Genomic DNA, 23,639 nt, shown 5'->3' with positions numbered 1-23,639 from the left:
CGGAGTCCCCGGGGGAGGGAAGTCGGCTTGCGCCGGGCAGCCATGCTTGGGCCACAATGCCCCCTCAAATCCTCGGTCGCGTCGTTTTTCCCCTTTCAAACTTCCGCTGACACCTCGCGAATCCTGATTGTTACTGGCGAGTGCCAATGTTCCAACAAGGGTGTAACAAATGGTGATCCTGTGGCGGATGCGTCAGACAGAGGGCGTGGCGGCGGCCTCGCCGGCCGCAGGCGGGCCGTCGCCCGGCTCGCCGGACCCGCCCGAGTCACCCGGTGGCTGGGAGGAGGAGCCGCCGGGGGGACGCGTGGGACTGGTTGTGTTGCCATTCGGGGGGCCCGTCGTGGGTTCGGAGGTCCGGTCGGGCAGCGGGTCGGCGTCGCCGTTCCCCTCTCGGCCGTCCCAGGTCATCCGGCACGAGGGCCGGCCGGCCGAGGACGCGAAGGTCACCACCCCTTTGCCCGCGGCGCCGGGATCGACGACGGAGAGCGTGACCCGGCCGCTCGCCCCGGCGCGGAGCCTGCCGCGCCGGGGCGAGACCGTGATCCCGCCCGAGGTGACGGCCGTCCACTCGATCACGGCGTTGCGCGCGGCCAGCGTGATCGACGCGCCCCTGGCCGTGCCCAGGTCTCCGGGGCACAGCGCCGTCAGCGCCGGTGCGGGCGTGCGTCGCGCGGAGGGGGAAGACGGCCGCGACCGCCCCGAGGGTGCGGTGTGGGGTGGGGCGGTCGCGGCCGATTGGGGGGAGTCGCTCGGTGGGGGTGTCCCGTCTCCGGGGGCGGCGGGCGTCGCCTCCGGCGGGCCGCTCTCCTCGGGGCCCAGCACGGGCTCCTCGGACTCTTCCGGTCCTTCGGGCTGTCCCGGGTCTTCTGGGGCCGCCGTCGGGGACACGCGTATCGCTTCGAGCCGCTCGGCCGGGGCCTGACCGGAGACCAGCGCGAGCCCGCCGGCCGCGCCGAACACGCAGACGGCGGCGAGCATGACGGGGGCGGTCCGCAGCGGGCGGGAGCGGACCCGCCTGCGCTCTTCTCGCCCGTGCTCTGTCTGCGCGTGCTCTGCTCGCCGGTGTTCCGCCCGCCTGCCGGTGGTCGCCGGGAAACCGCGCTGGTCGAACGCGGCGGTGGCGGCGTCGCCATGCCGGTCGGTCTGGAGCGCCGACTCGATCACCCGGCGGCGCAGCGACAGCGGGGGGAAGGCGACGGGGATCAGGTCGAGCAGCCGCTCGGCCGACACGTGCCTGCCCCGGCCCTCGCGGCAGATCTCACAGGCCGCCACGTGCTTGCTCAACCGCTTGCGCAGGGGGGTGGCGAGGGGGCCGTCCTGCCAGGCGGCGCCCACGCCGTGGTCGACCAGGGCCGACAGCTCTGGGCAGTGGGCCCGGGCGACCCTGGCCAGCACGAGGGCCGCGGCGGCGTTCTCCAGGTGGTCGCGGGCCCGGGTGAGCCGGGCCGACACCTGCCGGGAGGCGAGCCCGAGGACCGATCCGACCTCGGCCGCCGTCAGGCCGTGCCGTACGGCGAGTTCGAGCACCTCGCGCTCGTGGCCGGCGATCTCCCCGAGCGCCTCCCGCACCAGCGCGGCGAGCGGCGGGTCCGCGGACTCCGTCACCTCCATGACGGGCCCGGCGACCTGTGCCGCGCCTTTCCGGGTAGCGCTGTGGAACCGGGTCAGCGCGTACAGCCACGCCCGCAGCCGGGCCGGCTCCTTCAGCCGGCCGGCGCAGCAGGACGCGGCCACGAGCGCGTCGTGCACCGCGCGCTCGGCCGCGTCGAGGTCGCGCACCAGCACGTACGCGTAGTCGCTCAGCCGGTCGGCGTAGGCGTCGTACAGCGCGGCCGTGGCCTGGGCGTCCGCGCCGCCCCCGCGGCGCAGCGCCTCCAGCAGTCGGTGGTCGTCGGCTCGCCCGACGCCGGGCCATTCGGGCAACGAACATTCCTCCCCGTGTGACGGAACCTGGTCTCGCCGGTCCCCACACGAGTGGGACGCCGTTCCCTCTGGCGTCGTTTACGGGTCACAGGCTCATGCCCAACGGGTATGACCTGCGAAAACAGCGACTCCTGTTACTGGAGTCTGCGGGCGATCCCCTTGAGGAAGATGTTCCGGATCTCCAGGATCGTCTGCGGGAAGTAGGCCGCGCCGCCGGTCGCCTTGGCGATGGAGGTCATCTGCGTGCGGTCCTCGTCCTTCTGCGTGTTGAACGAGATGATCAGGATGCTCACCGGCCGCTTGGGGTCGTAGGCGTCCTTCAGCTTGCGCAGGATCTCGGTGTTGGAGATGCCGCCGTTCGGGTCGTCGTTGCCGACGCCGTCGGTGAACAGCAGGATCGTGTTGACCTTGTCGGGCTCGTACTCCTTGGTCATCTTCTGGTAGGCGGCCCACAGGGTGTCGTTCAGGCCGGTGTTGCCCGTGGGGATGGCCTTCGCCTGGCGCAGGGCCTGCATGATCATGTCGCGGCGGGTCACGCCGTTGATCTGCTGGGCGAGCGGCCCGATCTGCACGACGGGCTTCCAGTCCACGCCCTCGCCGCGGAGGTTGTCGGAGAAGGCCCAGATGCCGATCTCGGCCTTGCCGGGGAACAGCTTCAGGCCCTCGACGGTGAGGTCGGTGATCGCGCGCATCCGGGTGACGCCGCTCTTGTCGGCGGGCAGCGCCATGGTCCCGGAGATGTCGATGAGGGCGAGCAGCCGGGTGCCGAGCTTGATCTGGTGCCACGCCTGCGAGAGGCGGGTGATGGTCGCGGCGTCCGGCAGCGGGATCGCGGCCGGCTTCTTCGCGCTGACGCCGTTGTCGGGCTTCAGCAGGCTGCCGCCCTTGCCGTCGGGCGCGCGGAAGCCGTAGTCCTGCACGGTCTTCCTGCCGCTGGGCGAGGTCACCTCGGTCGCCAGGGCCTGCGCCGCCTTGCGCGTCGCGGCGTCCTTCGCCGTGACGATGATCGGGTAGTCGAGGCTGACCGTGCCCTCGGCGGGATAGAGCGCGACCGCGGGGTTCGAGGGGGTCGTCGTGGTGTTGTACGACCACACGGCCTGCTCGGACGTCACGCCGACCGGGATGCGGGCCGCGGCCTTGGTCAGCGTGGCGAACATGCTGTCGGGGGTCGACACGGTGGACTCGGACAACTGGCGCAGCACGCCGACGAGCGTCTCCTCGCTGCCGCCTCCCTGCTTGAGCACGGCGGCCCCGGCCAGCAGCGCGCCGAGACCGGCGGCGTTCTGTGTGGGGTCGAGCGCGAGCACGCGCACCTTCCGCGCCAGGCCGTCGGGGTTGGCGGCGTTCGCCGCGCTCATCAGGCCGGTCCAGCTCGGGCTGAAGGCCGACTGGAGCTTGTCCGCGCCGGTCTTGGACGCGGCCAGCACGACGGGGGTGCTCGCGGCGTTCCCGGCGGGCTCGGGCGCGTTCTTGACGCCGCTCAGCCACAGGCTGGAGTCGGGGATCCACAGGTCGGGGTCGATCTTGCCGTTGGTGGGGCCGGTGCCCGCCATCGCGTTGGCGACGTCGGACGAGTCGGCGGCCTTGACCGTGACAGCGACGCACTTGCCGTCGACGGTCCTGCCCGACTTCCCGAACTTCGTGGCGATCTTCTGTACGGCGGGCTCGATGTCGGGCGCGGCGACGACCGAGAGCCCGACCTTCTCGCCGGCGCAGCCCGGGCTCTTGTTCACCACCACGTAGGCGGCGACGCCGAGGAGCACGGCCAGGGCGACCGCCCCGGCCAGTGGGACGAACACCGTCCCCCGTCCGGCGCGCCGCCGTGGTGGCGGGGGCTCGTACTGGGGGTCGAAGCCGCCATCGAGTTCGTCTGTGCGGTGTCGTCCGCCCACGGTGCTCTCTCCGGTTATCGACTGGCCGTAACAGGTTTACGGAACGATACTGGCAAAAGTCACATCTTGCGCCAGGGTGTACAGAGCGGGTGTACGGAGCGGGTGTGCGGGAGTGTTCTGCCTGGCCGTACCCTGAGGCCCGTGGTCATCCCGGTGGAGGACGCAGCGGATCCGCGCCTGTCGGACTACGTCCGGCTGCGTGACGTCGATCTGCGCAAGAGCGTCGAGAGCGAGCGCGGGCTGTTCGTCGCCGAGGGCGAGAAGGTCATCAGGCGGGCGATCGGCGCGGGTCATCCGGTGCGTTCCGTGCTGACCACGGCCAAGTGGCTCGACGCGCTGGCCGACGTCGTCGGGGACGCCACCGTCTATGTGGTCTCCGACCGGGTGATGGAGGGGATCACCGGCTTCCAGGTGCACCGGGGCGCGCTCGCCGCGATGGAGCGCACCCCGCTTCCCTCGGTCAGCGGGCTCCTCGCGGACGCCGGGTCGCGGATCCTCGTCCTGGAGGACCTGGTCGACCACGGCAACGTGGGGGCGATCTTCCGCTGCGCGGCGGCGCTCGGCGTCGGCGCGATCGTGCTGTCACCGCGCTGCGCCGACCCCCTCTATCGCCGGGCCGTCAAGGTGTCGATGGGGGCCGTGTTCGCCATCCCGTACGCCCGGATGAGCGACTGGCACGGCGGCCTGGCGGAGCTCAGGGCGGCCGGTTTCCGCCTGCTCGCGCTCACGCCCGACCAGTCGGCCGTGCCGCTGGACAAGGCCCCGCTGACGGGCCGCGTCGCGCTGATGCTCGGCTCGGAGGGCGACGGGCTGTCGTCCCACTGGCTGCACGAGGCCGACCGGCCCGTCTGCATCCCGATGAGCGCACGGGCGATGGACCTCGGCGTCGACTCCCTGAACGTGGTGGCCGCCGCGGCCATCGCCTGCCACGGCCTGCTCAGGACAGAATGACCCCGGCCCCTTCCATGACCTCTCCGCCAGGCCCTCCCGCGGCCCCTCCGCCGGCCCCTTCGGCAGCCCAGTCGAGCAGCCTGCGCGCCGTCGCGAACCGGGCCTTGTCGCTGCGCTCGCCCAGCACGACCCCCACGTACGTGCGCCCGTCTCGGACGGCGGCGAACGACAGGCAGTAGCCGGCCTGGTTGGTGAAGCCGGTCTTCAGTCCCACCGCGCCGTCGCGCAGCAGGTCGTTGGTGTTGCGCCACACGTGCGCCCGGTGGACGGCCGACTTCCCGACCACCCGCTTGGGCGTCCCGGCGACGGCCGCGATCACGGGGTCGCGCAGTGCCGCGGCGGCCAGCGTCGCCTGGTCGCGGGCGGTGGAGTACGCCTTCGACGGCAGCCCGTCGGGGTTGGCGTAGCGGGTGTCGCGCAGGCCGAGACGCCGGGCCGCCGCGTTCATCTTGGCGACGAACTTCGCCGTCCCCGGGCCGTACTTCTCGGCCAGAGCATGCGCGGCGTCGGCTCCCGAGGGGAGCATGAGCCCGTAGAGCAGGTCGCGCACGGTGAGCCGCTCGCCCGCCCGCAGGCCCGCCGTCGTGGCCCCGCCGGCCGCCGCGTGCCGCACGTCGGCCTGCTTGATGGTCACCACGTCGTCGAGGCGGGCCTGCCGCCGCACCACGTAGGCGGTCATGACCTTGGTCAGGCTCGCGATCGGCACCCGGCGCGTCTCGCGCTTGGCGAACTGGACCGTTCCGTCCGTTCCGTTCGTTCCGTCCGTGATGTCCACCAGGTAGGCCTCCCTGGCGGTGACCGACGGCTTTCGGGCGGCCTGAGCGGGCCCTGCCGTGAGTCCTGCCGCGGTCCCTGCAGTGACGAGGGCGGCGGCCAGCGCGATGAGTACCCCGTTACGCATCCCGACATGATCGCACGGCTTCGGGCGCGGCGGGCGCGTCCCCGCCGCGGCCCTTCCTCCTCCTGCGGCGCCGTACGAGGAGGGCGACGGCCAGGGCCACGACGGCGACGACGGCGGCGGCCAGCGCGGGTGACCGGGCCGCCAGCGACAGCCACGCCCACAGGAGCGAATAGAGGCCGAAGGAGGTCACCGGCACCCAGGTCAGGCAGCCGAGGGCGCTGGCCGTCACATACCAGCGGTAGTCCACCCGCAGCGCCCCTGCGACCCAGGGCAGCGTGTGCCGCAGGCCCGGCACCCAGAAGCAGCCGTACACGGCGAGCGCGCCCCACCGGCGCACGACGTTCTCCACGCGTTCGATCCGCTCCCGGCCGATCCTGCGGCCCATCCGGGAGCGGTAGAGCGCCTCGCCGAGCCGGCGGCCGACCCAGTAGTACACCTGGAACGCGCCGAACAGGGCGACCGCGCCGACCGCGACGACCAGCCACAGAGGAAGGCCGAACACGGAGGCGGCCATAGGGTCAGGAATCCTCACGTGCTCTCACCGCCGGTCATGGGGGCAGTCATTAGGCAAGCCTCACCTTAGCGTCCCGGCTCGCGCCGATTGCAAGCGAATGTCAACCGGCGATCAATTCGTCCTATGTACACCTGAGGGGTCGAGAGGCGACGGGTTCGCGATGCGACAGGGGCCCTTGCGAACTCCGCCCCTCACCTGCCCCCCACCTGCCCGTTCACCTGTTCGTGAGCGCCCCGCGGGCCTCGGCGACCCAGCGGGGCACGCCCACCCGCTCGGCCACGGCCAGTGCCTTCTCGTAGTGGTCGCGGGCCGGCAGGCCGAGCCGTACGGCGAGGTCGCCCAGCGTCTTCGCCACGGGCCACAGGGCGACCACGCCGGTGCCGGCCCCGGCGATGCGGTCGCGGAACGGCGCCAGCTTCTCGTACGCCTCCCGCATCCGGCCCTCGTCGTCGAGCAGCATCCCGGCGAGCGCCCGCCAGATGAGCGCGAGCTCGTAGAGGAAGTCGGTGCGGACCGGTTCGCGGCTCGCGGCCACCACCTGCGCGTCCCTGACGTGCCCGGCCGAGGCGAGCGCCACGGCGTAGGCGTCGAGCGTCCACTTCGCGCCGCGCTGGTGCGCCTCGCCCAGCGGCTCGGCCATCTCGGCGGCCCGCCCGTCCACCAGATGGAGGCAGAACGTCGCGATCAGCGGCAGGTCCTGGCGGCCTTCGAGCATGCCCGCCCGCGCGGTCAGCCGCGCCGCGTTCCGGTAGGCCCGCTCGGCCCCGGCGTAGTCGCCGGTGATCATCAGCCGCTGCCCGGCGTACCACGCGCCGACCGCCGCAGGGGCGGGCAGGGCGTACTGCCGCCCGAGGCGCTCCGCCTGCGCGAGGTGCTCGTCGGCCTCGGTGAAGTCGCCCCGGGCCGCCGCGCACTCCAGCAGCACGAGGTGCGCCAGCGTCTGCACCGCGATCTGGCCCGACTCCGCCCCGACCCGCAGCAGCTCACGGCCGATGGTCTCGCGCTCGTCGACCTGCGTCAGCGTGTAGGACTGCCGCAGCCGCCCGCTCAGCGCCATCGCCAGCAGCGCGGGGTCGCCGCTCGACCTGGCCAGCTCCTCGGCCTCCAGCGACGCCTGGTAGCCGCGCTCGGTGGCCGACCCCTCCAGCTCCAGGGCCAGCGTCGCGAGCAGGCTGGCCCGCAGCGACTGCTCGCCCTCCGGCAGCTCGACCAGCGCCTTCTCGGTGACGTCGACGATCTCCCAGGCCGTACGCGTGAAGTCGCGGGCGATGCCCTTGTGCGGCACCGCGAGCGCCGCCGCGACCCGGGCGGTCAGCTCGAGATCGCCGAGGGGCAGCGCGACAGACATCGCCTCGCCCCGATGCGCGCGGGCGGCGGTCATGTCCCCGCACAGCGCCAGCGCCCTGATCAGCCGCAGCTGCAGCTCCAGCCGGTCGCGCACCGGTCCCCGGCCCGCGTGGGCACGGCCTGTGTGAGCGCGGTCGAAGGCGGCGATGGCCTGCTGCCAGAGCGTCGCGGCCTCCCGGTGGGCGAACCTGCGCTCGGCCTGCTCGGCCGCCAGACCGGCGTACCGCACGGCCTTCGCGGCGGTCTCGACCGTGCCCGCCGCGTCGTAGTGGTGGGCCAGCGCGGCCACGTCGTTCGGGCTGCGCTGCTCGATCACGGAGGCGACCGCGGCGTGCAGGCGCGAGCGGCGCAGCCGGGAGGCGTCCGAATAGAGGGTGTCCCTGACCAGGTCGTGGTCGAACCTGAGCAGCCCGGGGCCCGGCTCGGTCACCAGCCCGGCGAGCAGAGCCGCCTCGACCGCGTCCACCACGGCGTCCTCGTCGCCCGAGACGTCGACCAGGACGTCCACGTCCACGTCGCGGCCGATCACGGCGGCCTGCAGCAACACCTGCTGAGCCCGCTCGGGCAGCCGGGCGATCCGCCGCCGCAGCACGTCGCGCACGCCTGACGGCACCTCGGAGATGTCGGCCTCGGCCTCGAACAGGCGGGCCGTCTCCTTGACGAAGAACGGGTTGCCCCCGGCCCGCTCGACGATCGTGCTGACGACCTCGTCGTCCACCTCGTGCACGCAGGTCGCCCGCACGAGCTCCGCCACCGCGGCGTCGTCGAGGCCGCCGAGCCCGACGCGTACGGGATCGAGCCGGGCCAGCGCGGCCAGCACGTCCTGCTGCTGGTCGTTCAGCTCGCCGTCTCGGCAGGTGACCACGACGAGCACGCGGCTGGCCGCGAGCAGGCTGGGTAAGGCGCGCAGCAGCGCGAGCGTCTGGTCGTCGGCCCAGTGCAGGTCCTCCAGCAGGATCAGCAGCGGGGCCTCGCGCGCCACGGCCGACAGGTAGCCGCCGACGGCCCGGTGCAGCCGGAAACTGCCCGCCGCCTCGTCGTCGGCGATGTCGGGAGCGGCGTCGTCGAGCAGCGGCGCCAGCAGCGCGGCGTACTCGCCCGCGCCCCTGCGGGCGACCAGGGCGCGCAGCACCTCGACCCAGGCCCAGCCGGGCGGGGTCGCCGTGCTGTCGGGGCAGCCTCCGGTCGCCCCTATCCAGCCGTCGCCCTCCAGCCGCTCGAACAGCCGCCGCACCAGCGTCGTCTTCCCCGCACCGGGGTCGCCGCTCACCACGGCGACCGTGAACCGGCCCGCCTGGGCGCGGGGCGCGGCGGCGGCGAGCGCGGCCAGCTCGGCGTCGCGGCCCACGAACGGCTCGGGCTCGAGCGGCGGGGCGTCGCCGGTGGCGACCGGCCGGGGCGGCCAGGTCGCGCTGATCTCCGCGGGCCGCCGGGGCGCGGGGAGCACGAGGTCGAGCCCGGGGTCCTGGGACAGGATGTCCGACTCCAGCTTCCGCAGCGCCGGCCCGGGGTCGATGCCCAGCTCGTCGGACAGGATCGTGCGGGCCCGGCGCAGCGCGGCGAGCGCGTCGCCCTGCCGCCCGCACCGGTAGAGCCCGAGCGCGAGCAGCCGCCAGCCCTCCTCGCGCAGGGCGTGCTGGGTGGTCAGCGCCTCGAGGTCGGGCACGGTCTCGGCGTGCAGGCCCATGCGCAGCCCGGCGTCGGCGTGCCGCTCCCTGGCCACCAGGCGCATCTCGCTCAGCCGCGCCACCTCCGCCTCCGCCCAGGGCTGGTCGGCGAAGTCCGAGTAAGGCGTGCCCTGCCACAGCGAGAGCGCGGTGTCGAGCCGGGCCCGGGCGGCCTGGGGGCTGTCATCCATCCGCTCCCCGGCCGAGCGGACCATCGCCTCGAAGCGCAGCGCGTCGACCTGTTCCGGGGCGGCGCGCAGGGCGTACCCCGACGCGACGGTCACGAGCAGGCGGTTGGGCCCGCCGCGGGGCCGGTTGGGCTCCAGCACGCGGCGCAGCCGGGAGATGTAGACCTGCAACCCCGACTGGGCGCCCTTGGCGGCGTCGTCGTCCCACAGGTCGAACAGCAGGGTGTCGACGGGCACGACCTGTCCGCGCGCCACGAGCAGGCGGGCCAGCACGGCGCGCTGCCGCAGCCCGCCGAGGTCGAGCTCGTGGGCGCCGTCGTGCGCCCCCACCGGTCCGAGGACCCGGAACGTCACCGGGCTCGTCGGGGGGCTCATCGGGCGTTCCTCCGCTCTCCTACGTCGTGCCTGCCGGCCGCCGCTGGTCGTCCTGTCTCAGGCGTCACCGTATGCGCGCCCGCGAAGGGGCACAAGGCATTCACCAACCCGGACACCCTCACCTTCTCGCCCCGCGAGTGTAGGAGATCGGCAGGGCGACCCGCACTTGATCAGCGGACCCGGGTGGGGTCCGGGGAGACGGCCGTCCCCGCCTCGGCGGCCCCGGCCCGGGCCTCCCGCCTGCGCAGCAGGGCCCAGCCGCCGAGGGCGAGCCCGCCCCAGGGAATCTCGATGGTGTAGGTCCAGAAGCCGAACAGCACGGCGGCCGCGGTGGCCCCGCCGGCGGGCTGGCCGAAGGCCCCGATCAGCAGGGTGGCGACGCCCCCCTCCATGATCCCCGCTCCGCTGGGCGTGACGAGCGCGGTGGTGAGGACGCGGCTGAGTGCGAAGACGGCGACCGTCTCGGCCGGCCCCGGGTAGGAGCCGGTGGCGACCAGGCAGGCGGCCATGATCAGGCACTGCAGCACGAGGAAGGCGACCATCCCGAGCGACAGGCCCGCCCACCGGCTGTGGATGATCTCGGCCGTGTCCTTGCGCAGCCGCTCGATGGCCGCCGACGCCGCGTGCTCCGCGGGGCGGAACCGCCGGGGCGCGAGCCGTACGAGCCCGTCGAGGACGCGGCCGAGGACGGCGGCGGCGCGGTCCCAGTAGAGCGCCGTGGCGACGACGGCGACGAGCACGAGGATCGAGACGGCCCCGGCCCAGCCCGCCTTGGCGACCGTGGGATTGGTGGCCTTGCCCGCCATGAGCAGGCACACGATCCCCACGGCGGGCAGGATGAACCGGAACAGGGAGTTCCAGATGCCGGTGACCAGCGTGTAGACGACGATCGGCCGGTTGGCGAAGCCCCAGCCGCGGGTCATGCCGAACGTCAGGGCCACGCCCGCCGCGCCGCCGAACGGCAGCAGGTTGCTGACCGCGCTCCCCGCCGCGTTGAGCGTGAGCGCCTGCATGTGCGTGAGGCCGGGCAGCGCGGAGGTCATCACGAACGTGTACGCGTACAGGCTCGCCAGCCACAGGGCGCTCATCAGCGCGATCGTCTGCCAGCCGAGACCGCCGAACTGGTGGCCGATCTCCGTCCAGCTCACGGTGGCGCCGGTCAGGGTGTGCACGATCTGCGGGAGATAGATCACCAGCGCCGTGGCCAGCCCGAGCGACACCACGGACAGCGCGATCTGCAGCCACTTCCTGTTCACCCGCGTACGCCCCCAAGTCCGGTGCCGGTCCCCTCCAGTCTGCCGGTCCCCGGGGGCGGCAGACTCCTCCTGGGGGAGGAGCGAACCCTTAGGGGATGTGCGGGCCGCCGTCGAAGGGGTGCCGCAGGCGGGTGCCGCGGGGCAGGCCGCGGCGCACGTACCACTCGGTGCCGAAGGCGAAGCGGTAGGCGAGCCCGGGGATCTTCAGCATCGCGCCCAGCGTGCGGTCGCCGTCGCCGCCGGTGGCCTGGGTGGCGTGGGCCGCCATCGCCGCCCGCTTGGCCTTGGCGTACTTGCGCACGTTGACCCGGTGGGTGATCGCGTCGCGGGGCGAGTAGGCCCGTTCGAAGCTCCGCACGTCGATCGCCGGGTAGAACCGGGAGGCCAGCCGCACACCCTTGAGCAGCAGGTCGCGGTCGACCGTCGCCTCCAGCACGATGGGCGTCCCGGCGATCTCGGCGGCCCGGCTGCCGACCCGGTAGACCTGCACGTGGTCGGGGTGACCGTAGCCGCCGGCCGGGTCGTAGATCGTGAGCAGGTCGGCCGTCTCCTCCTTGAGCACCGAGGCCAGCCGCTGCGCGGCCTCCTCGATGTCGGCGTCGATGAACGCGTTGTCCGGCCGGTCGTCGGCCACGCCGCCGTCGATCGCCAGGCCGGAGTCGCCGTAGCCGAGCAACACGACGCGGGCGCAGCCCAGGGCCGCGGCCGAACGGTGCAGCTCGTCCATGCGGGTCCTGCCGAGCTCCTCGCCGTGCGGGAGGTCGGCGAGGCCGCGCTCACCGGCCGTCGCGACGACGAGCACCACCCGGTGCCCCTCGTTGGCCAGCATGGCCATGGTCCCGGCGGTCAGCAGTGCCTCGTCGTCGGGATGGGCGTGGAAGAACACCGCCGTCCTCATCGCGCCCCACGGAACGTCGTCATCGCGTGCTCCACTCGTCTGCGCCGCCGGTTCCGCCCATGATCCCACGTGGCCCGGGTCGCGTGACGTCGCCCTCCCCTGAGCAGTCCGACTGAGCAGTCCGAATAGGCACGCGGTTTGATGGGCGTGGCGGGCTCTGTCAGGCTGACCCGGTGAGGATTCTTCACGTCAGCGACTGCTATCTGCCGCGGCTCGGGGGGATCGAGGTGCAGGTCGCCGACCTCGTCAGGGCTCAGCGCGAGGCGGGCCACACAGTCGAGGTGGTGACGGCGACACCGGGGGAGCGGCTGCCGGGGGTGCACCGGGTCGTCGCGAACCTCCCGTTCGACCTGCCGGTCCATCCGCGCGGCACGGCCCACCTTCTCCGGATCATGAGGAGCGGCCGGTTCGACGTGGTGCACGTCCACACGGGGGCCGTCTCGCCGTTCGCGTGGATGGGCGTGCAGGCGGCGGTCCGGGCCGGGCTGCCGGTGGTCGCGACCGTCCACAGCATGTGGGATCCGGTCACCCGCGGCGTCTACCGGGCGCTGCAGGCGGCCTTCGGGTGGCGGCGCTGGGGCCTGGTCCTCACCGCCGTCAGCGAGGCCGCCGCGCGGCCGATCCGCGCCGTGGCCGGGCCCCGCGTGCCCGTGCAGGTGGTGTCGAACGGCCTGGACGTGACCTCGTGGCGGCCCGGGCCCGGCTCGGTAGGAGATGGCGTGCAGGATGCCGGGGACGCGGCGGTGCACGTGGTGGCGGTCGGCAGGCTGGCGCCGCGAAAGCAGCCGTTGCGCCTGCTCAAGCTGCTGGAGACGGCGCGCGACAGGGTGCCGAGGGACATCGCGATGCGCGCGACGATCGTGGGCGACGGCCCGGCCCGCGGGCGCATGGAGCGCTACCTGCGGGCGCGCCGGATGAGCTGGGTGTCGCTGCCGGGCAGGTACAGCCGGGAGCAGATCAAGGACCTGCTGGCCGTGGCCGACGTGTTCGTGGCCCCGGCGCCGCGCGAGTCGTTCGGCCTGGCCGCGCTGGAGGCCCGCGCGGCCGGCGTGCCTGTGGTCGCGCGGGCGCAGAGCGGCGTGGCCGACTTCGTCAGGCCGGGCAAGGAGGGCCTGCTGGGCCGCACGTTCGACGACCTCGTCGCCTCGGTCGTACGGCTGACCCGCGACTCCGCCCTGCGCCGGTCGATCGCCGAGCACAACAGGGAGACGGAGCCGGTCCGGTGCTCCTGGCCCGCTGTGCTTGAGGGGTTCGCCCACTGCTACGAGCTGGCCGGACGCTGATCCGGAGCCATCGGAGGGTCTAGGGAGTGTCTGACAAATGCTGCCCGAGGCGCCGCCTGGGCCACGCGCAGCAGGGCCATGATTTGTCAGGCACGACCTAGTAGGGGAGGACCCTTCCCGAGGGGGTGCGCAGGTCGATCGGGGCGGGAGTTCTCGGCGGCCGCGGTCGCGGCACGATCTGCACCTTCTTCATCGGGGCCCTCCTTTCGGCGGTGTCCGTCAGTTGGTGCCTTCATGATTCCCATGAATCGGCCGAGATTATCCTCCGCTCGTCAGTTCTTGTTCTTGTAACATTCGCCGCCCGGTCAACCGCGCGTCGCGGCCGGCCCGGCGGCGGCGGCCCGCGCGGCGGCCAGGTCTCTGCCGGGCCCGCGCTGGGGCTGTGCCGAGCACGCGCCGCGCGATCAAGATCTATCTGATAAGCGCGGCGTGCTCGATTTGGCGGCGTTTAGCGAGCGCCCTCTCGATGTGCTGCTCCATGATCCGCGCGCGTTCGTGATCTCCCTGCCGGGCGCTGGCGGCGGCGAGATTACGGACCACCCGGAGTACGGCCCCCGCGACTTCCTGCAGATGCGTTTCCCGATGCCAGGTATCGCTGAGCGGATCGAGGCCGAGCACATTCAGCATGGCCCGCACCGCACGGCATTTCCCGGCCGCACGCTCGCGATCTCCGGACGCCAGTGCGGCGTTGCCTTCGGCCACCGCGCCGTGGACGGCCGCGAGGGCCTGCGGCACGTTCAGGTCGTTGTCCATGGCCTCGCTGAACTGCGGAGGAAGGGGCGCGGCGGCGTCGGAGGCCACCCGCAGCACGAACCTCTCGACCCGCCGGTAGGCCGCCGCCGCCTCGTCCAGGGCGTCGGGGCTGAATTCCACCGGCGACCGGTAATGGGCCGCCGCCAGGTAATAGCGGAGTTCGGCCGGCCGCACCCGGTCGAGCAGGGCGGGGACGGCCAGCGGGTTGCGCTGGTGTTTGCGTATCTTCTCGCCCCGGTGCGTCACCGGCCCGTTGTGCAGCCAGAATCGCGCGAACGAATCCCCGGCGGCCCGCGACTGGGCCATCTCGTTTTCATGGTGCGGAAATATGAGATTCGCTCCGCCGCCGTGGATGTCGAATTCCGCGCCCAGATATCTGCGGGCCATCGCGGAACACTCCAGATGCCACCCCGGGCGCCCATCGCCCCAGGGTGAGTTCCACACCGGCTCGCCGGTTTTGGCGCTCTTCCACAACGCGAAATCGCGCGGATCGCGTTTTCCGTGCTCGTTCTCCTCGGTCGCCCGCAGATGCCGTGCCTGCTGCCGCGAAAGGGATCCGTAATTCGGGTAGGTGCCGACCGAGAAATAGACGTTGCCGTCGGACTCGTACGCGTGCCCGGAGGCGACGAGCTGCTCGACCATCTCGATCATCTCCGGGATGTGCCCCGTCGCCCGCGGCTCCACGCTGGGCGGAAGGCAGCCCAGGGCGGTGTAGGTGCGGACGAAGGCGCGGTGGACGGGATCGGTGATCCGCCACCAGGGAACCCCCTCGGAAATGGCCCTGTTGATTATCTTGTCCTCGATGTCGGTGACGTTCCGGCAGAGCAGGACCTCATATCCGCTGCTTTTCAGCCAGCGGTGCAGGATGTCGAAATTCACCTGCGATCTCAGCTGTCCCACATGCGGCGGAACGACGACGGTGGGACCGCAGAGATAAATCGACACAGTTCCGGGAATTCGGGGGACGAAATCGCGGACGGCGCGACGATGCGTATCGTATAGGCGAAGACCCACCTAGCCGAGGGTAAGCGACTTATCCGCTCGCTGTCGATAGCGCGGCCCGACCCCGCGCCGCACACCGGGAAATGGCGATTGTGAGGCCGGGGAATAAGGACGATCCGCCCGCTGGTTGCTGCGGGCATGGAGCCGACGAAACGGGGCCGTGTCCGGGTGGAGACGACGGCCAAGCGCGTGCGCGTCTACGTCGAGGGCCGGGCGGTGGCCGACACCACCCGGGCTCTGCTGGTCTGGGAGGCCCCCTACTACCCGACGTACTACTTCCCGGCGGACGACGTCCGGGTGGAGGAGCTGAAGGCCACCGGGGAGACGCGGCACTCGCCGAGCAGGGGCGACGCGGCGGTCCACGACGTGGCCGGCCGGGCGGGCGCCGCCCTCGTGTACGGGGACGACGCGCCGCTCGAGCAGATCCGGGGCCACGTCCGCTTCGACTGGGACGCGATGGACAACTGGTTCGAGGAGGACGAGGAGGTCTTCGTCCACGCCCGCGACCCGTACACGCGGGTGGACATCCTGTCCAGCTCGCGCCACGTCCGGGTGGAGGTGGGCGGTGTGACCGTGGCCGACTCGCGCAACCCGCGCATCCTGTTCGAGACCGGCCTGCCGCCGCGTTACTACCTGCCGAAGACCGATGTGCGGCTGGACCTGCTGCGCCCGTCCGAGACGGTGACGCACTGCCCGTACAAGGGCCGCGCGGTGTACTGGTCGGTCGGCGAGGACGAGTCCGGCAGGGACCTCGTCTGGTCCTACCCCACGCCGCTGCCGGAGTCGCAGAAGATCGCCGGGCTGGTCGCCTTCTACGACGAGAAGGTGGACGTGTACGTCGACGGCGTCCTCCAGGACCGCCCGAAGTCGAAGTTCGCCTGACCCCGCCCCGATCAGCCGTGAAGGTCGAACGGGTTCAGCACAGAGACACCGGTGCCCTCGAAGTCCTTGACGTTCCGGCTGACCAGGGTCCATCCGTGCACCCTGGCCGTCGCGGCGATCAGGCCGTCCGTCGTCGGCAGGGTTCGTACGGCGTTCAGCCGGCCCCACTCCTCAGAGACCGCGGGAGTGACGGGGACGATGCGGTCCCCGAACTGCCGCTGCAAAGCGTGCAGCCAGCGCTCCAGCACCGCCGCCTGCGCGGGGTCACTGCGCCTGCGGAGCTCGACTCCGCAACGGATCTCACCGACGGTGAGGCTGCTCATGTAGAGCGTGGGTCCGTGAGCCGCGTCGATCCAGTCCTTGACCGAGACGCTCCCGTTCCGCTTGCGCACCTCCGACACCACGTTCGTGTCGAGCAGATAGCCGACGGTCATCAGCCGAAGTCCACCTCTCGCGGGAGGTCCTTGTTCCGTGGGAACTCGACGTCGTCGTCCCAGTCGGGGTCCGCGAGGAGGAAACGGACGAAGTCGGGAGCGTCTCCCCTGAGGCGGCGGTATTCGGCGATGTCGATGACCACCGCGACCTCTTCACCATGCCGTGTGACGACCTGGGGGCCTTCGTCGAGTGCGCGGCGCACGACCTCGCTGAATCGTTGTTTCGCCTCCTGCACCTGCCAGGCGGTCATAGCGGCGCTCCTGTCGAGCCTGTCTAGTCTGTCCAGATAGAACTATAGGCGGCCGGCAGGCGGCGGTGCGGGCGATCCGGTGCTGTGCCCCGAATAACCCCGAATAACTCAGCGGCGGATGACGTGGAGGACGCTGGCGATGCGTTCGGCGGCGGTGACCACGTCGGAGGCGTGCCCGATCCGGCCGGCCCACGACAGCCAGTACCACCACTCGCCGTCGCTGGCGTTGGACGCGAGCACGTCCTCGGCCATCGTGGGCTCCATGGGGTTGATGACGCGCAGACGTGGATAGAGACCGGCCGGCGCCGTCAGGCGCACCTGGAACGAGTGGGCCTCGAGCTGAGCGGCGAGCCGCTCCAGGTGGTCCATCGCCTCGCTGCGGTCTACCGTCGTCATGGTCGCCTCCGGGAACGTCAGGACCTATCACCGGAAAGGGTGAACCCGCAACGACCCACCGGCAATCGCGCCGATTCGCCGAAAGCGTGCAACAACCAGGGAATTCGCCCGGTTTCCGTGGAACACCCACGGGTTCGGGAACACGAAGGGATAACAGTCCCGGGGGGTTGGGTGCCTGCGTGTTTACCTTGGGGAAACAACCGTAAACGGGGACCGCTTCACCAGTGGAGGGCGTGCACATGGCCCGCGGAGAGCACTCACCCGCTTGCGCGCGTCGCTGGCGCGAACAGGCGCAGGCACGGCAGTGGACGCTCTGGCAGACCGTCCAGGCGATCCACGGATGCTGCGGCGTCAGCCTGCTGAAGGCGCACAGGCTCGGCCGCGGATGGTCGGCCCGGCAGGCGATCGAGGAGCTGGAGCAGCTCTGCGAGCAGCAGAACCTCGGCCACCCGCGGGCGAGCATCGACCTGCTGAACGCCTGGGAGAACAACCGGGCCCGCCCGCGCCCCCAGACCATCGACCTGCTGGCCCGGCTCTACCGGGCCAACGCCGTACGGCTCGGCCTGGCCGCCGACTACTGCGAGGACACGGGCGGGCAGAAGATCGTCGTGGTGGGTCCGGGCCAGACCGGTGAGCAGGCCCGCGCCGAGGACCCGGCCGCCGACGACGCGGAGCGCCGGGCGCTGTTCCACCAGGCGATGCTCATGGGCACGCCGAGCGGGCGGTTCTTCGCGGAGATCGAGGGCCTGCGCCACGACCTCGACCGCACGCTGGCCGCGGGCTCGGTGAGCGAGGACCAGCTCGACCGGCTCGACGAGCAGGTGCTGCGCTACCGCAGGGAGTACATGACGACCCCGCCGACGCCGATGCTCTGCCGGGTCATGCTGGAGATCTCCGACGTGCGCCGGCTGAGCGCGGTGCGCCAGCCGTCGTCGGTGCAGCGCCGCCTGCTCACCGCGACCACGATGCTCACCCTGCTCGCCGCCGACGCGCTGATGAAGCTGGGCGACACCCGCCAGGCGCACGCCTGGTACGGCACCGCCCGCGCCGCCTCGGACGACGTGGGCGACCTGCGGCTGCGGGCGCTCGTGCGGGCCCAGCAGACCATGCTCCTCTACTACTACGGCGACCTGAACGAGACCGTGCGGCTGGCCCGCGAGGCGCGGACGCTGGCCGGCTCGGCCCCCAGCTCGCCCGCGGCGCTGGCGGCGGCGGCCGAGGCCCGCGCGCTGGCCAGGATGGGGGACGGCAAGGCCGCCAGGACCGCGCTCGCCGAGGCGGAGCAGATCTTCGCCCGCATGCGCGGCATCAGCCAGGACGACCTGGCCTTCGTCTTCACGGAAAAGCGGATGAAGTTCTACCGCACCGGCACCCTGATCGAGCTGGGGGACGCCCAGCAGGTGCAGGGCATCGACGGGTTCCCCCCGGGTTTCCAGACCATCGACCCGGCGCTGATCCTGCTCGACCAGGCGAGCCACCTGGCCAGGAACGGCGACCACGAGGAGGCGTGCCGGATCGCCGCGGACGCGCTGCGCCAGGTGCCCGCCGAGCACCGCACCTCGATCGTCGTCACCCGGGCCCGGGCCCTGCTGGCGGACGCCGACCCCGCGCTGCCCGCCGTACGGCGCCTGCGACGGGTGCTGGCGGAGTCGACGCCCACACTCGCCATGAGCGGGCTGTACCCGGCGGCCGAGGGTGCCTGAAACCGCGATGAGGACGATGGAGCCGGCACCGCTGGCCGAGGAGGCGTTCGGGGTCCTGCGCGAGGTCTGCGCGAGCATCGGGGTCGACGCGCGCGGCGCGCGGCTCCTGCGGCTGCGCAGCAACGCGGTCTTCAAACTGCAGGGCGACGTGGCGGGCGGGGAGCTGGTGGTGCGGATCGCGACCGCGCCGGACGCGCTGACCCGGTTGCCGGTGGTCGTGGCGGTCGCCCGCTGGCTCGCCGACCGGGGCTTCCCGACCGTGCGGCCCGCCGACGAGGTCGCCGACCAGCCGATCGTGCACGACGGCCGGGTGGTCACCTTCTGGCGCTACGTCCCCTCCCGCGGCCGCCCGACGACCCGGCAGCTCGGCCGGGTGCTGCGCAGCCTGCACCGCGAGCCGGTGCCGCCGGTGGGGCTGCGGACGCTCACCGACCCGCTCGCCGAGGTGCGGCACGCGGTGGAGCACCGGGCCGAGGTGCTCACCGCCACCCAGCGGTCCTGGCTGAGCGACCGCATCGAGGAGCTCACCGGGCGCTGGCACGACCTCGACACCGGCTCGCCGGTGCTGCTGCACGGCGACGCCTGGATCGACAACCTGCTGCGCTGCCAGGACGGGCACGTGGTGCTGTGCGACTGGGACGGCGTGGCCGTCGGCCCGCGCCAGTGGGACCTGGTGCACACCTATCACGGGCAGCGCCGCTTCGGCCTGTCGGCGGCCGACGTGGACGAGTTCGCCCGCGCGTACGGCTCGGACCTGCGGCTGTGGGCCGGCTACAGCACGCTGATGGAGGTGCGGGACATGTACGCCGTGGGCATCCATATCCGGAACGCCTCCGGCGACCCGTTCTCCCGGCAGGAGCTGCCCCGGCGGCTCGACTCGCTCACACGCGGTGACGGGCACGCGCGCTGGTACATGGCGGCACCGGCATAGCCTCGGGTAATCGCGGGTACTCTCCGTACAGGCTGCGAGTGTCGCAGTGGACAATTCCTGAAAACATGGTTTGTAAAAAGCGCACCCGGGTTACACCCGGCGGCGGATATGCGCGCACTTCCAGCGTCTCACGCGGTCGCGCGACGAATCCGCTGTGCAGCCTCGTGTTCCTGACCTGGGAACATGGTGTGGCTTCCAAGAAGGAGAAGCAGTTGTCTGAAGGCACTGTCAAGTGGTTCAACGCCGAAAAGGGCTTCGGGTTCATCGCTCCGGACGACGGCACCGCTGACGTGTTCGTTCATTATTCGGCGATCAATTCGAACGGTTATCGGACGCTGGATCAGAACCAGAGAGTCAGCTACGTGACCGTTCAGGGAAACAAGGGACCGCAGGCCGAACAGGTCACGCCGCTCTGAAGACGTGACTCACGGTGACATCGCGGTCGTGACCGGCCGCGCCTGCGATACCACGTCGGCCCGCGCCGCTGCGGCGGCGCGGGCCCGATGTTTTGCCGTTCCTTTGCCGGGCAGCGGGAACGGTCATGAGATTGAGCATGACCTCCGATCTGTGGTGGAAGAACGCGGTCGTGTACTGCCTCGACATCGAGACCTTCGCCGACGGCGACGGCGACGGGGTCGGTGACTTCAGGGGGGCGATCCAGCGCATCGACCATCTGGACCGGATGGGCGTGACGTGCATCTGGCTCATGCCGTTCTTCCCGACGCCCGACAGGGACGACGGCTACGACATCACCGACTTCTACCAGGTCGATCCGCGCCTCGGCACGCTCGGCGACTTCGTCGAGTTCATGCGGGTGGCCAGGGACCGCGGCATGCGGGTCATCGCCGATCTCGTGGTCAACCACACCTCCGACCAGCATCCCTGGTTCAAGGAGGCGCGCTCCAGCCGGGACTCCCGCTATCGGGACTGGTACATCTGGTCCGACACTCCGGAGCCCGACGATCCCAAGGGCATCGTGTTCCCGGACAAGGAGGACAGCCTCTGGGAGTACGACGAGAAGACCGAGCAGTACTACTTCCACCGTTTCTATCGGTTCCAGCCCGACCTGAACACCGCCAACCCCGAGGTGCGGGACGAGATCGCCCGGATCCTCGGCTTCTGGATGGAGCTGGGCCTGTCGGGCTTCCGGGTGGACGCCGTGCCGTTCCTCGTCGAGCAGGTGAGCGACAGCGACGACCTGCCCGATCCGCACGAGTTCTTCGCCTGCCTGCGGGCCTTCCTCAGCCGCCGCGACGGCGGCGCCATCCTCCTCGGCGAGGTGAACCTGCCGTACGACGACCTGGTGCGGTATTTCGGCAACGATCTCGGTGACGAGATCACCATGTGCTTCGACTTCATCACCATGCAGCGGACCTACCTGTCGCTGGCCCGTCAGGACGCCGGTCCGCTGGCCGCCGCCCTGCGCGAGCGGCCCAAGGCGCCCAAGGACTCCCAGTGGGCGACGTTCGTCCGCAACCACGACGAGCTCACGCTCGACAAGCTGAGCGACGCCGAGCGTGAGGAGGTCTTCGCGGTCTTCGGCCCCGACAAGGACATGCAGGTGTTCGGCCGGGGCCTGCGCCGGCGCCTGCCGACGATGCTGGGCGGCGACCTCGACCGGATCAAGATGGTCTACAGCCTGCTGTTCTCGCTGCCGGGCACCCCGGTGCTCTTCTACGGCGAGGAGATCGGCATGGGGGAGAACCTGGAGCTGGAGGGCCGCCAGGCCGTCCGCACGCCCATGCAGTGGACCCCGCACCGCAACGGCGGCTTCAGCGACGCCGATCCCTCGAAGATGCGGATCCCCATGCCCAGCGGGGACTACGGCCCCGAGAAGGTCAACGTCAGCGCGCAGGAGCGCGACCCCGACTCGCTGCTGTCGTGGATCACCCGGCTGATCCGGCACTACCGCGACTGCCCGGAGTTCGCCTGGGGGGAATACACGGTGCTCGACACCGGCGTGGACGCCGTCTTCGCCCACCGGGCCGACTGCGACGGCGAGACGGTCGTGGCCGTGCACAACCTCCGCGCGACCGAGGTCGAGGTGGAGATCACCCTGGACGGGCTGGGCTCGTCCACGGTGCTGACCGACCTGCTCGTGGACGGCACGGTCGAGATCTCCGCAGACGGCCGGGCCCGCTTCCCCATGGGCAGGTATGGCTGCCGCTGGTTCCGCGCCTCCACCCCCGAGACGGCCCCGGCCGATTCCGCCGACGTCTCCTAGGGGATCCCTCAGGGACGGCTCGGGTGGATCTCCGATGGGCCGCCGCCCTTCCCACGGCCACAGTGAAGAGTCATGGGAATGGTCTTGGGATACGCGCTGGTCGCGGCCGGCGCCACCGCGATGCTCGCGCTGCACCTGGTGGGAGGGCTCGACCCGCTCACGGCGACGATCAGCCAATATTTCTACGCGCCGGACGGCTGGCTGTTACCCCTCTCGCTGACGTCGATCGCGGTGGGCTCGGCCGTGCTGGCCGTACGTCTCGACCGGCTGGGCCGCCTGGACCGGCGCGCGGCGCTGCTGGTGGGCATGTGGAGCGCCTGCCTGCTGCTGGTGGCCGGGTTTCCGACCGACCCGCTGGGGGCGCCGCTGTCGCTCTCCGGCAACATCCACCGCTATGCGGCCTTCGTCGCCTTCGCCAGCCTGCCGGTGGCCGGGCTGCGCGTCGCCCGGGCCACCCAATCGCGTCTGGTGCGTGTGCTGTGCGCCGTCGCGCTCGGCTCGCTGGTCCTCGTGGTCGTGCCGTACGTGTTCCGGGTGCTGAGCCTCGACCCCGGTGCGGTGCCGGCCGGGCTCACCCAGCGCCTCACCGTCGTCACCGAGATGGCGGCGCTGGTGGCCATGTCGGTGTCGGCGTCCCTGTCGGCCCCCGTGTCGGCCCCCGTGCCGGCCCCCGTGTCGGCGCCCGTGTCGGCGCCCGTGCCGGCGCGGAGGTCAGCCGCCGCAGCTCTGGTAGGTGTAGACGCCGGGCCGGACCTTGTATCGGTCGCGGACGCGGGTCGTGCCCGTCCGGGTGTCGATCGTCAGGACGGTCACCACGTCGCGGGCGCTCTGGTAGTCGGTGATGTGGACCGTCACCTCGTGCTCGCCGGTCCAGTCGATCGCGTCGGGCGAGGTGTCCCCCGGCAGGGAGACGCGCACGGAGCCCGTCGTCTGGTCGGTCCTGACGTCGTAGAAGCGCAGCGTGGCCTTCTTGCCGCTGCCGGTGACGAAGGCGACCGTGCGGCCGTCGGCGGACAGCGCCCACGGGCCGTTGTTGGCCACGATCTGGGGTGGGACCGCGCCGGTCAGCTCGGCGCCCGTGAGGTCGTGGACGGACAGCCCGGTGGTGTTGGCGCCGGCGTCCCGCTGCAGGAGGACGGCCGAGCCGTCCCCGCCGAAGCCGGAGAACCCGCCCGACTTCGGAATCGTGCCGGTCGCGGCCGCCCGCGCGACGTCGAACAGGCGGCCGTGCGTCGCGCCGTCGTCGTCGGTGTAGACGAGGGCGAGGCGGTTGCCGTCCTGGGACATGTCCAGCCAGACCGAGTCCATGCCGACGCCGCGCGGTAGCGGCGTCTTCGGCATCACGCGGACCCCCTTGAGGACCCCGCCGTGGAACTCGCGCACCACCAGGCGATGATCGGACTTGCGGAAGTAGGCCACCGACTCGCCGTCGCCGCTGACGGTGAGGGGGGCGCTGGTGCTCTTGTCGACCTTGCCCTTGGCGTTGATCGGCCACAGCATGGCGTCCTTGAGCGCGATCCGCCTGCCGTCGAGCAGGTCCAGCCGCCAGGTGTGGCACGGCGCCTCGGTGCCGTCCTTGACCCGGCAGGCGTCCACGGAGGCGTAGCGGATCGAGTGGCGCGCGGTCTCGGCCGTGGCGGGCGCGGCCGTCGCGGAGATCGTGAGCGTGGACAGGACGAGGCCGACCAGACCCGAGGCGATCGGCAGTCGGACCGGCAGCCGGACCGGCAGGGTGATCGGCAGGCTGATCGGCAGGGTGATCGGCAGGCTGATCGGCAGGGTGATGGGCAGGCTGATCGGCAGGGTGGGGTGGCGCATGACTTCTCCTTCCTGGGAGGCCATGCAATTGGACCAGCCACGGGCGTCGC

19 protein-coding genes and 1 pseudogene are annotated in these 23,639 nt (G+C 71.9%); 8 read left to right on the top strand and 12 right to left on the bottom strand.

Annotated features, from left to right (window positions below):
* Positions 1–192: 192 nt before the first annotated feature.
* Positions 193–1,923 (bottom strand): sigma-70 family RNA polymerase sigma factor, encoded by a 1,731-nt coding sequence (locus FLX08_RS23500; RefSeq protein ID WP_142621365.1) that lies wholly within the window; start codon positions 1,921–1,923, stop codon positions 193–195.
* 134 nt (positions 1,924–2,057) lie between these two features.
* A complete protein-coding gene (locus tag FLX08_RS23495) occupies positions 2,058–3,815 on the bottom strand; it encodes a substrate-binding and VWA domain-containing protein (RefSeq protein WP_142621363.1) in 1,758 nt (585 codons plus the stop codon).
* Between the two features lie 141 nt (positions 3,816–3,956).
* On the opposite strand from FLX08_RS23495, the gene FLX08_RS23490 reads away from it, so the two are divergent.
* A complete protein-coding gene (locus FLX08_RS23490) occupies positions 3,957–4,766 on the top strand; it encodes a TrmH family RNA methyltransferase (RefSeq protein ID WP_142621362.1) in 810 nt (269 codons plus the stop codon).
* Here the strand turns inward: FLX08_RS23490 and FLX08_RS23485 are convergent.
* From FLX08_RS23485 to FLX08_RS23465, 5 genes are all read right to left on the bottom strand, one after another.
* A complete protein-coding gene (locus tag FLX08_RS23485) occupies positions 4,753–5,667 on the bottom strand; it encodes a D-alanyl-D-alanine carboxypeptidase family protein (RefSeq protein ID WP_142621360.1) in 915 nt (304 codons plus the stop codon). The genes FLX08_RS23490 and FLX08_RS23485 overlap by 14 nt on opposite strands.
* A complete protein-coding gene (locus FLX08_RS23480) occupies positions 5,660–6,181 on the bottom strand; it encodes a DedA family protein (RefSeq protein ID WP_142621358.1) in 522 nt (173 codons plus the stop codon). The genes FLX08_RS23485 and FLX08_RS23480 overlap by 8 nt, the downstream gene beginning before the upstream one ends.
* A gap of 214 nt (positions 6,182–6,395) precedes the next feature.
* Complete coding sequence (locus FLX08_RS23475; protein WP_142621356.1) at positions 6,396–9,758, bottom strand: ATP-binding protein; 3,363 nt, start codon at positions 9,756–9,758, stop codon at positions 6,396–6,398.
* A gap of 170 nt (positions 9,759–9,928) precedes the next feature.
* The gene (locus FLX08_RS23470; protein WP_142621355.1) at positions 9,929–11,014 is read right to left on the bottom strand and encodes a lysylphosphatidylglycerol synthase domain-containing protein; all 1,086 of its coding nucleotides are present in this window, start codon (positions 11,012–11,014) and stop codon (positions 9,929–9,931) included.
* Between the two features lie 88 nt (positions 11,015–11,102).
* Positions 11,103–11,912 carry a PIG-L deacetylase family protein gene (locus tag FLX08_RS23465; RefSeq protein ID WP_142621353.1) on the bottom strand — a complete coding sequence of 270 codons (810 nt, stop codon included), beginning with the start codon at positions 11,910–11,912 and terminating at the stop codon, positions 11,103–11,105.
* Between the two features lie 173 nt (positions 11,913–12,085).
* On the opposite strand from FLX08_RS23465, the gene FLX08_RS23460 reads away from it, so the two are divergent.
* Positions 12,086–13,195, top strand: coding sequence for a glycosyltransferase family 4 protein (locus tag FLX08_RS23460; RefSeq protein ID WP_142621351.1), 1,110 nt, complete (start codon positions 12,086–12,088; stop codon positions 13,193–13,195).
* Between the two features lie 411 nt (positions 13,196–13,606).
* On the opposite strand, the gene cysS is transcribed toward FLX08_RS23460, so the two are convergent.
* Positions 13,607–14,962: a cysteine--tRNA ligase gene (cysS, locus tag FLX08_RS23455; RefSeq protein WP_142621349.1), complete on the bottom strand. Its 1,356-nt coding sequence runs from the start codon at positions 14,960–14,962 to the stop codon at positions 13,607–13,609.
* A 126-nt stretch (positions 14,963–15,088) separates the two neighbouring features.
* Between cysS and FLX08_RS23450 the strand changes: the two genes are divergently transcribed.
* Complete coding sequence (locus tag FLX08_RS23450) at positions 15,089–15,832, top strand: DUF427 domain-containing protein (RefSeq protein WP_142621347.1); 744 nt, start codon at positions 15,089–15,091, stop codon at positions 15,830–15,832.
* 11 nt (positions 15,833–15,843) lie between these two features.
* Here FLX08_RS23450 and FLX08_RS23445 read toward each other — a convergent pair whose 3' ends face one another.
* The 3 genes from FLX08_RS23445 to FLX08_RS23435 all read right to left on the bottom strand — a co-directional run bounded on the left by FLX08_RS23445 (position 15,844) and on the right by FLX08_RS23435 (position 16,913).
* The gene (locus FLX08_RS23445) at positions 15,844–16,266 is read right to left on the bottom strand and encodes a type II toxin-antitoxin system VapC family toxin (protein ID WP_142621345.1); all 423 of its coding nucleotides are present in this window, start codon (positions 16,264–16,266) and stop codon (positions 15,844–15,846) included.
* The gene (locus tag FLX08_RS23440; protein WP_142621343.1) at positions 16,266–16,517 is read right to left on the bottom strand and encodes a type II toxin-antitoxin system Phd/YefM family antitoxin; all 252 of its coding nucleotides are present in this window, start codon (positions 16,515–16,517) and stop codon (positions 16,266–16,268) included. The genes FLX08_RS23445 and FLX08_RS23440 overlap by 1 nt, the downstream gene beginning before the upstream one ends.
* A gap of 108 nt (positions 16,518–16,625) precedes the next feature.
* On the bottom strand, positions 16,626–16,913 hold the full coding sequence (locus FLX08_RS23435) for a hypothetical protein (RefSeq protein WP_079315904.1): 288 nt from the start codon (positions 16,911–16,913) through the stop codon (positions 16,626–16,628).
* Between the two features lie 239 nt (positions 16,914–17,152).
* On the opposite strand from FLX08_RS23435, the gene FLX08_RS23430 reads away from it, so the two are divergent.
* From FLX08_RS23430 to FLX08_RS43430, 5 genes and pseudogenes are all read left to right on the top strand, one after another.
* Positions 17,153–18,616 (top strand): NsdA family TPR-like regulatory protein, encoded by a 1,464-nt coding sequence (locus tag FLX08_RS23430; RefSeq protein ID WP_142621341.1) that lies wholly within the window; start codon positions 17,153–17,155, stop codon positions 18,614–18,616.
* A 16-nt stretch (positions 18,617–18,632) separates the two neighbouring features.
* Positions 18,633–19,547, top strand: a complete 915-nt coding sequence (locus FLX08_RS23425; RefSeq protein ID WP_244312835.1) for a phosphotransferase enzyme family protein — start codon at positions 18,633–18,635, stop codon at positions 19,545–19,547.
* A 212-nt stretch (positions 19,548–19,759) separates the two neighbouring features.
* On the top strand, positions 19,760–19,963 hold the full coding sequence (locus FLX08_RS41465) for a cold-shock protein (protein ID WP_079315906.1): 204 nt from the start codon (positions 19,760–19,762) through the stop codon (positions 19,961–19,963).
* A gap of 137 nt (positions 19,964–20,100) precedes the next feature.
* Positions 20,101–21,771: an alpha-amylase family protein gene (locus FLX08_RS23415; RefSeq protein WP_244312834.1), complete on the top strand. Its 1,671-nt coding sequence runs from the start codon at positions 20,101–20,103 to the stop codon at positions 21,769–21,771.
* Positions 21,772–21,843: 72 nt separating this feature from the next.
* Positions 21,844–22,338: pseudogene (locus FLX08_RS43430) on the top strand (DUF998 domain-containing protein); the annotation flags it as partial.
* A gap of 144 nt (positions 22,339–22,482) precedes the next feature.
* Here FLX08_RS43430 and FLX08_RS42260 read toward each other — a convergent pair.
* Positions 22,483–23,589: a hypothetical protein gene (locus FLX08_RS42260; RefSeq protein ID WP_244312831.1), complete on the bottom strand. Its 1,107-nt coding sequence runs from the start codon at positions 23,587–23,589 to the stop codon at positions 22,483–22,485.
* Positions 23,590–23,639: the final 50 nt, after the last annotated feature.

The sequence above is a fragment of the Microbispora hainanensis genome (genome assembly GCF_006874475.1).
GTDB classification, from domain to species: Bacteria; Actinomycetota; Actinomycetes; order Streptosporangiales; family Streptosporangiaceae; genus Microbispora; species Microbispora hainanensis.
Note: the sequence above shows the minus strand (reverse complement) of the source record. Positions and strands in the feature narration are given on the sequence as shown.

Coding starts and splice junctions, on each gene's coding strand:
- FLX08_RS42260 (WP_244312831.1), bottom strand. CDS start 23,589: ATGCGCCACCCCACCCTGCCGATCAGCCTGCCCATCACCCTGCCGATC.
- FLX08_RS23480 (WP_142621358.1), bottom strand. CDS start 6,181: ATGGCCGCCTCCGTGTTCGGCCTTCCTCTGTGGCTGGTCGTCGCGGTC.
- FLX08_RS23485 (WP_142621360.1), bottom strand. CDS start 5,667: ATGCGTAACGGGGTACTCATCGCGCTGGCCGCCGCCCTCGTCACTGCA.
- FLX08_RS23430 (WP_142621341.1), top strand. CDS start 17,153: ATGGCCCGCGGAGAGCACTCACCCGCTTGCGCGCGTCGCTGGCGCGAA.
- FLX08_RS23475 (WP_142621356.1), bottom strand. CDS start 9,758: ATGAGCCCCCCGACGAGCCCGGTGACGTTCCGGGTCCTCGGACCGGTG.
- FLX08_RS23445 (WP_142621345.1), bottom strand. CDS start 16,266: ATGACCGTCGGCTATCTGCTCGACACGAACGTGGTGTCGGAGGTGCGC.
- FLX08_RS23435 (WP_079315904.1), bottom strand. CDS start 16,913: ATGACGACGGTAGACCGCAGCGAGGCGATGGACCACCTGGAGCGGCTC.
- FLX08_RS23450 (WP_142621347.1), top strand. CDS start 15,089: ATGGAGCCGACGAAACGGGGCCGTGTCCGGGTGGAGACGACGGCCAAG.
- FLX08_RS23440 (WP_142621343.1), bottom strand. CDS start 16,517: ATGACCGCCTGGCAGGTGCAGGAGGCGAAACAACGATTCAGCGAGGTC.
- FLX08_RS23465 (WP_142621353.1), bottom strand. CDS start 11,912: ATGAGGACGGCGGTGTTCTTCCACGCCCATCCCGACGACGAGGCACTG.
- FLX08_RS23415 (WP_244312834.1), top strand. CDS start 20,101: ATGACCTCCGATCTGTGGTGGAAGAACGCGGTCGTGTACTGCCTCGAC.
- FLX08_RS23425 (WP_244312835.1), top strand. CDS start 18,633: ATGGAGCCGGCACCGCTGGCCGAGGAGGCGTTCGGGGTCCTGCGCGAG.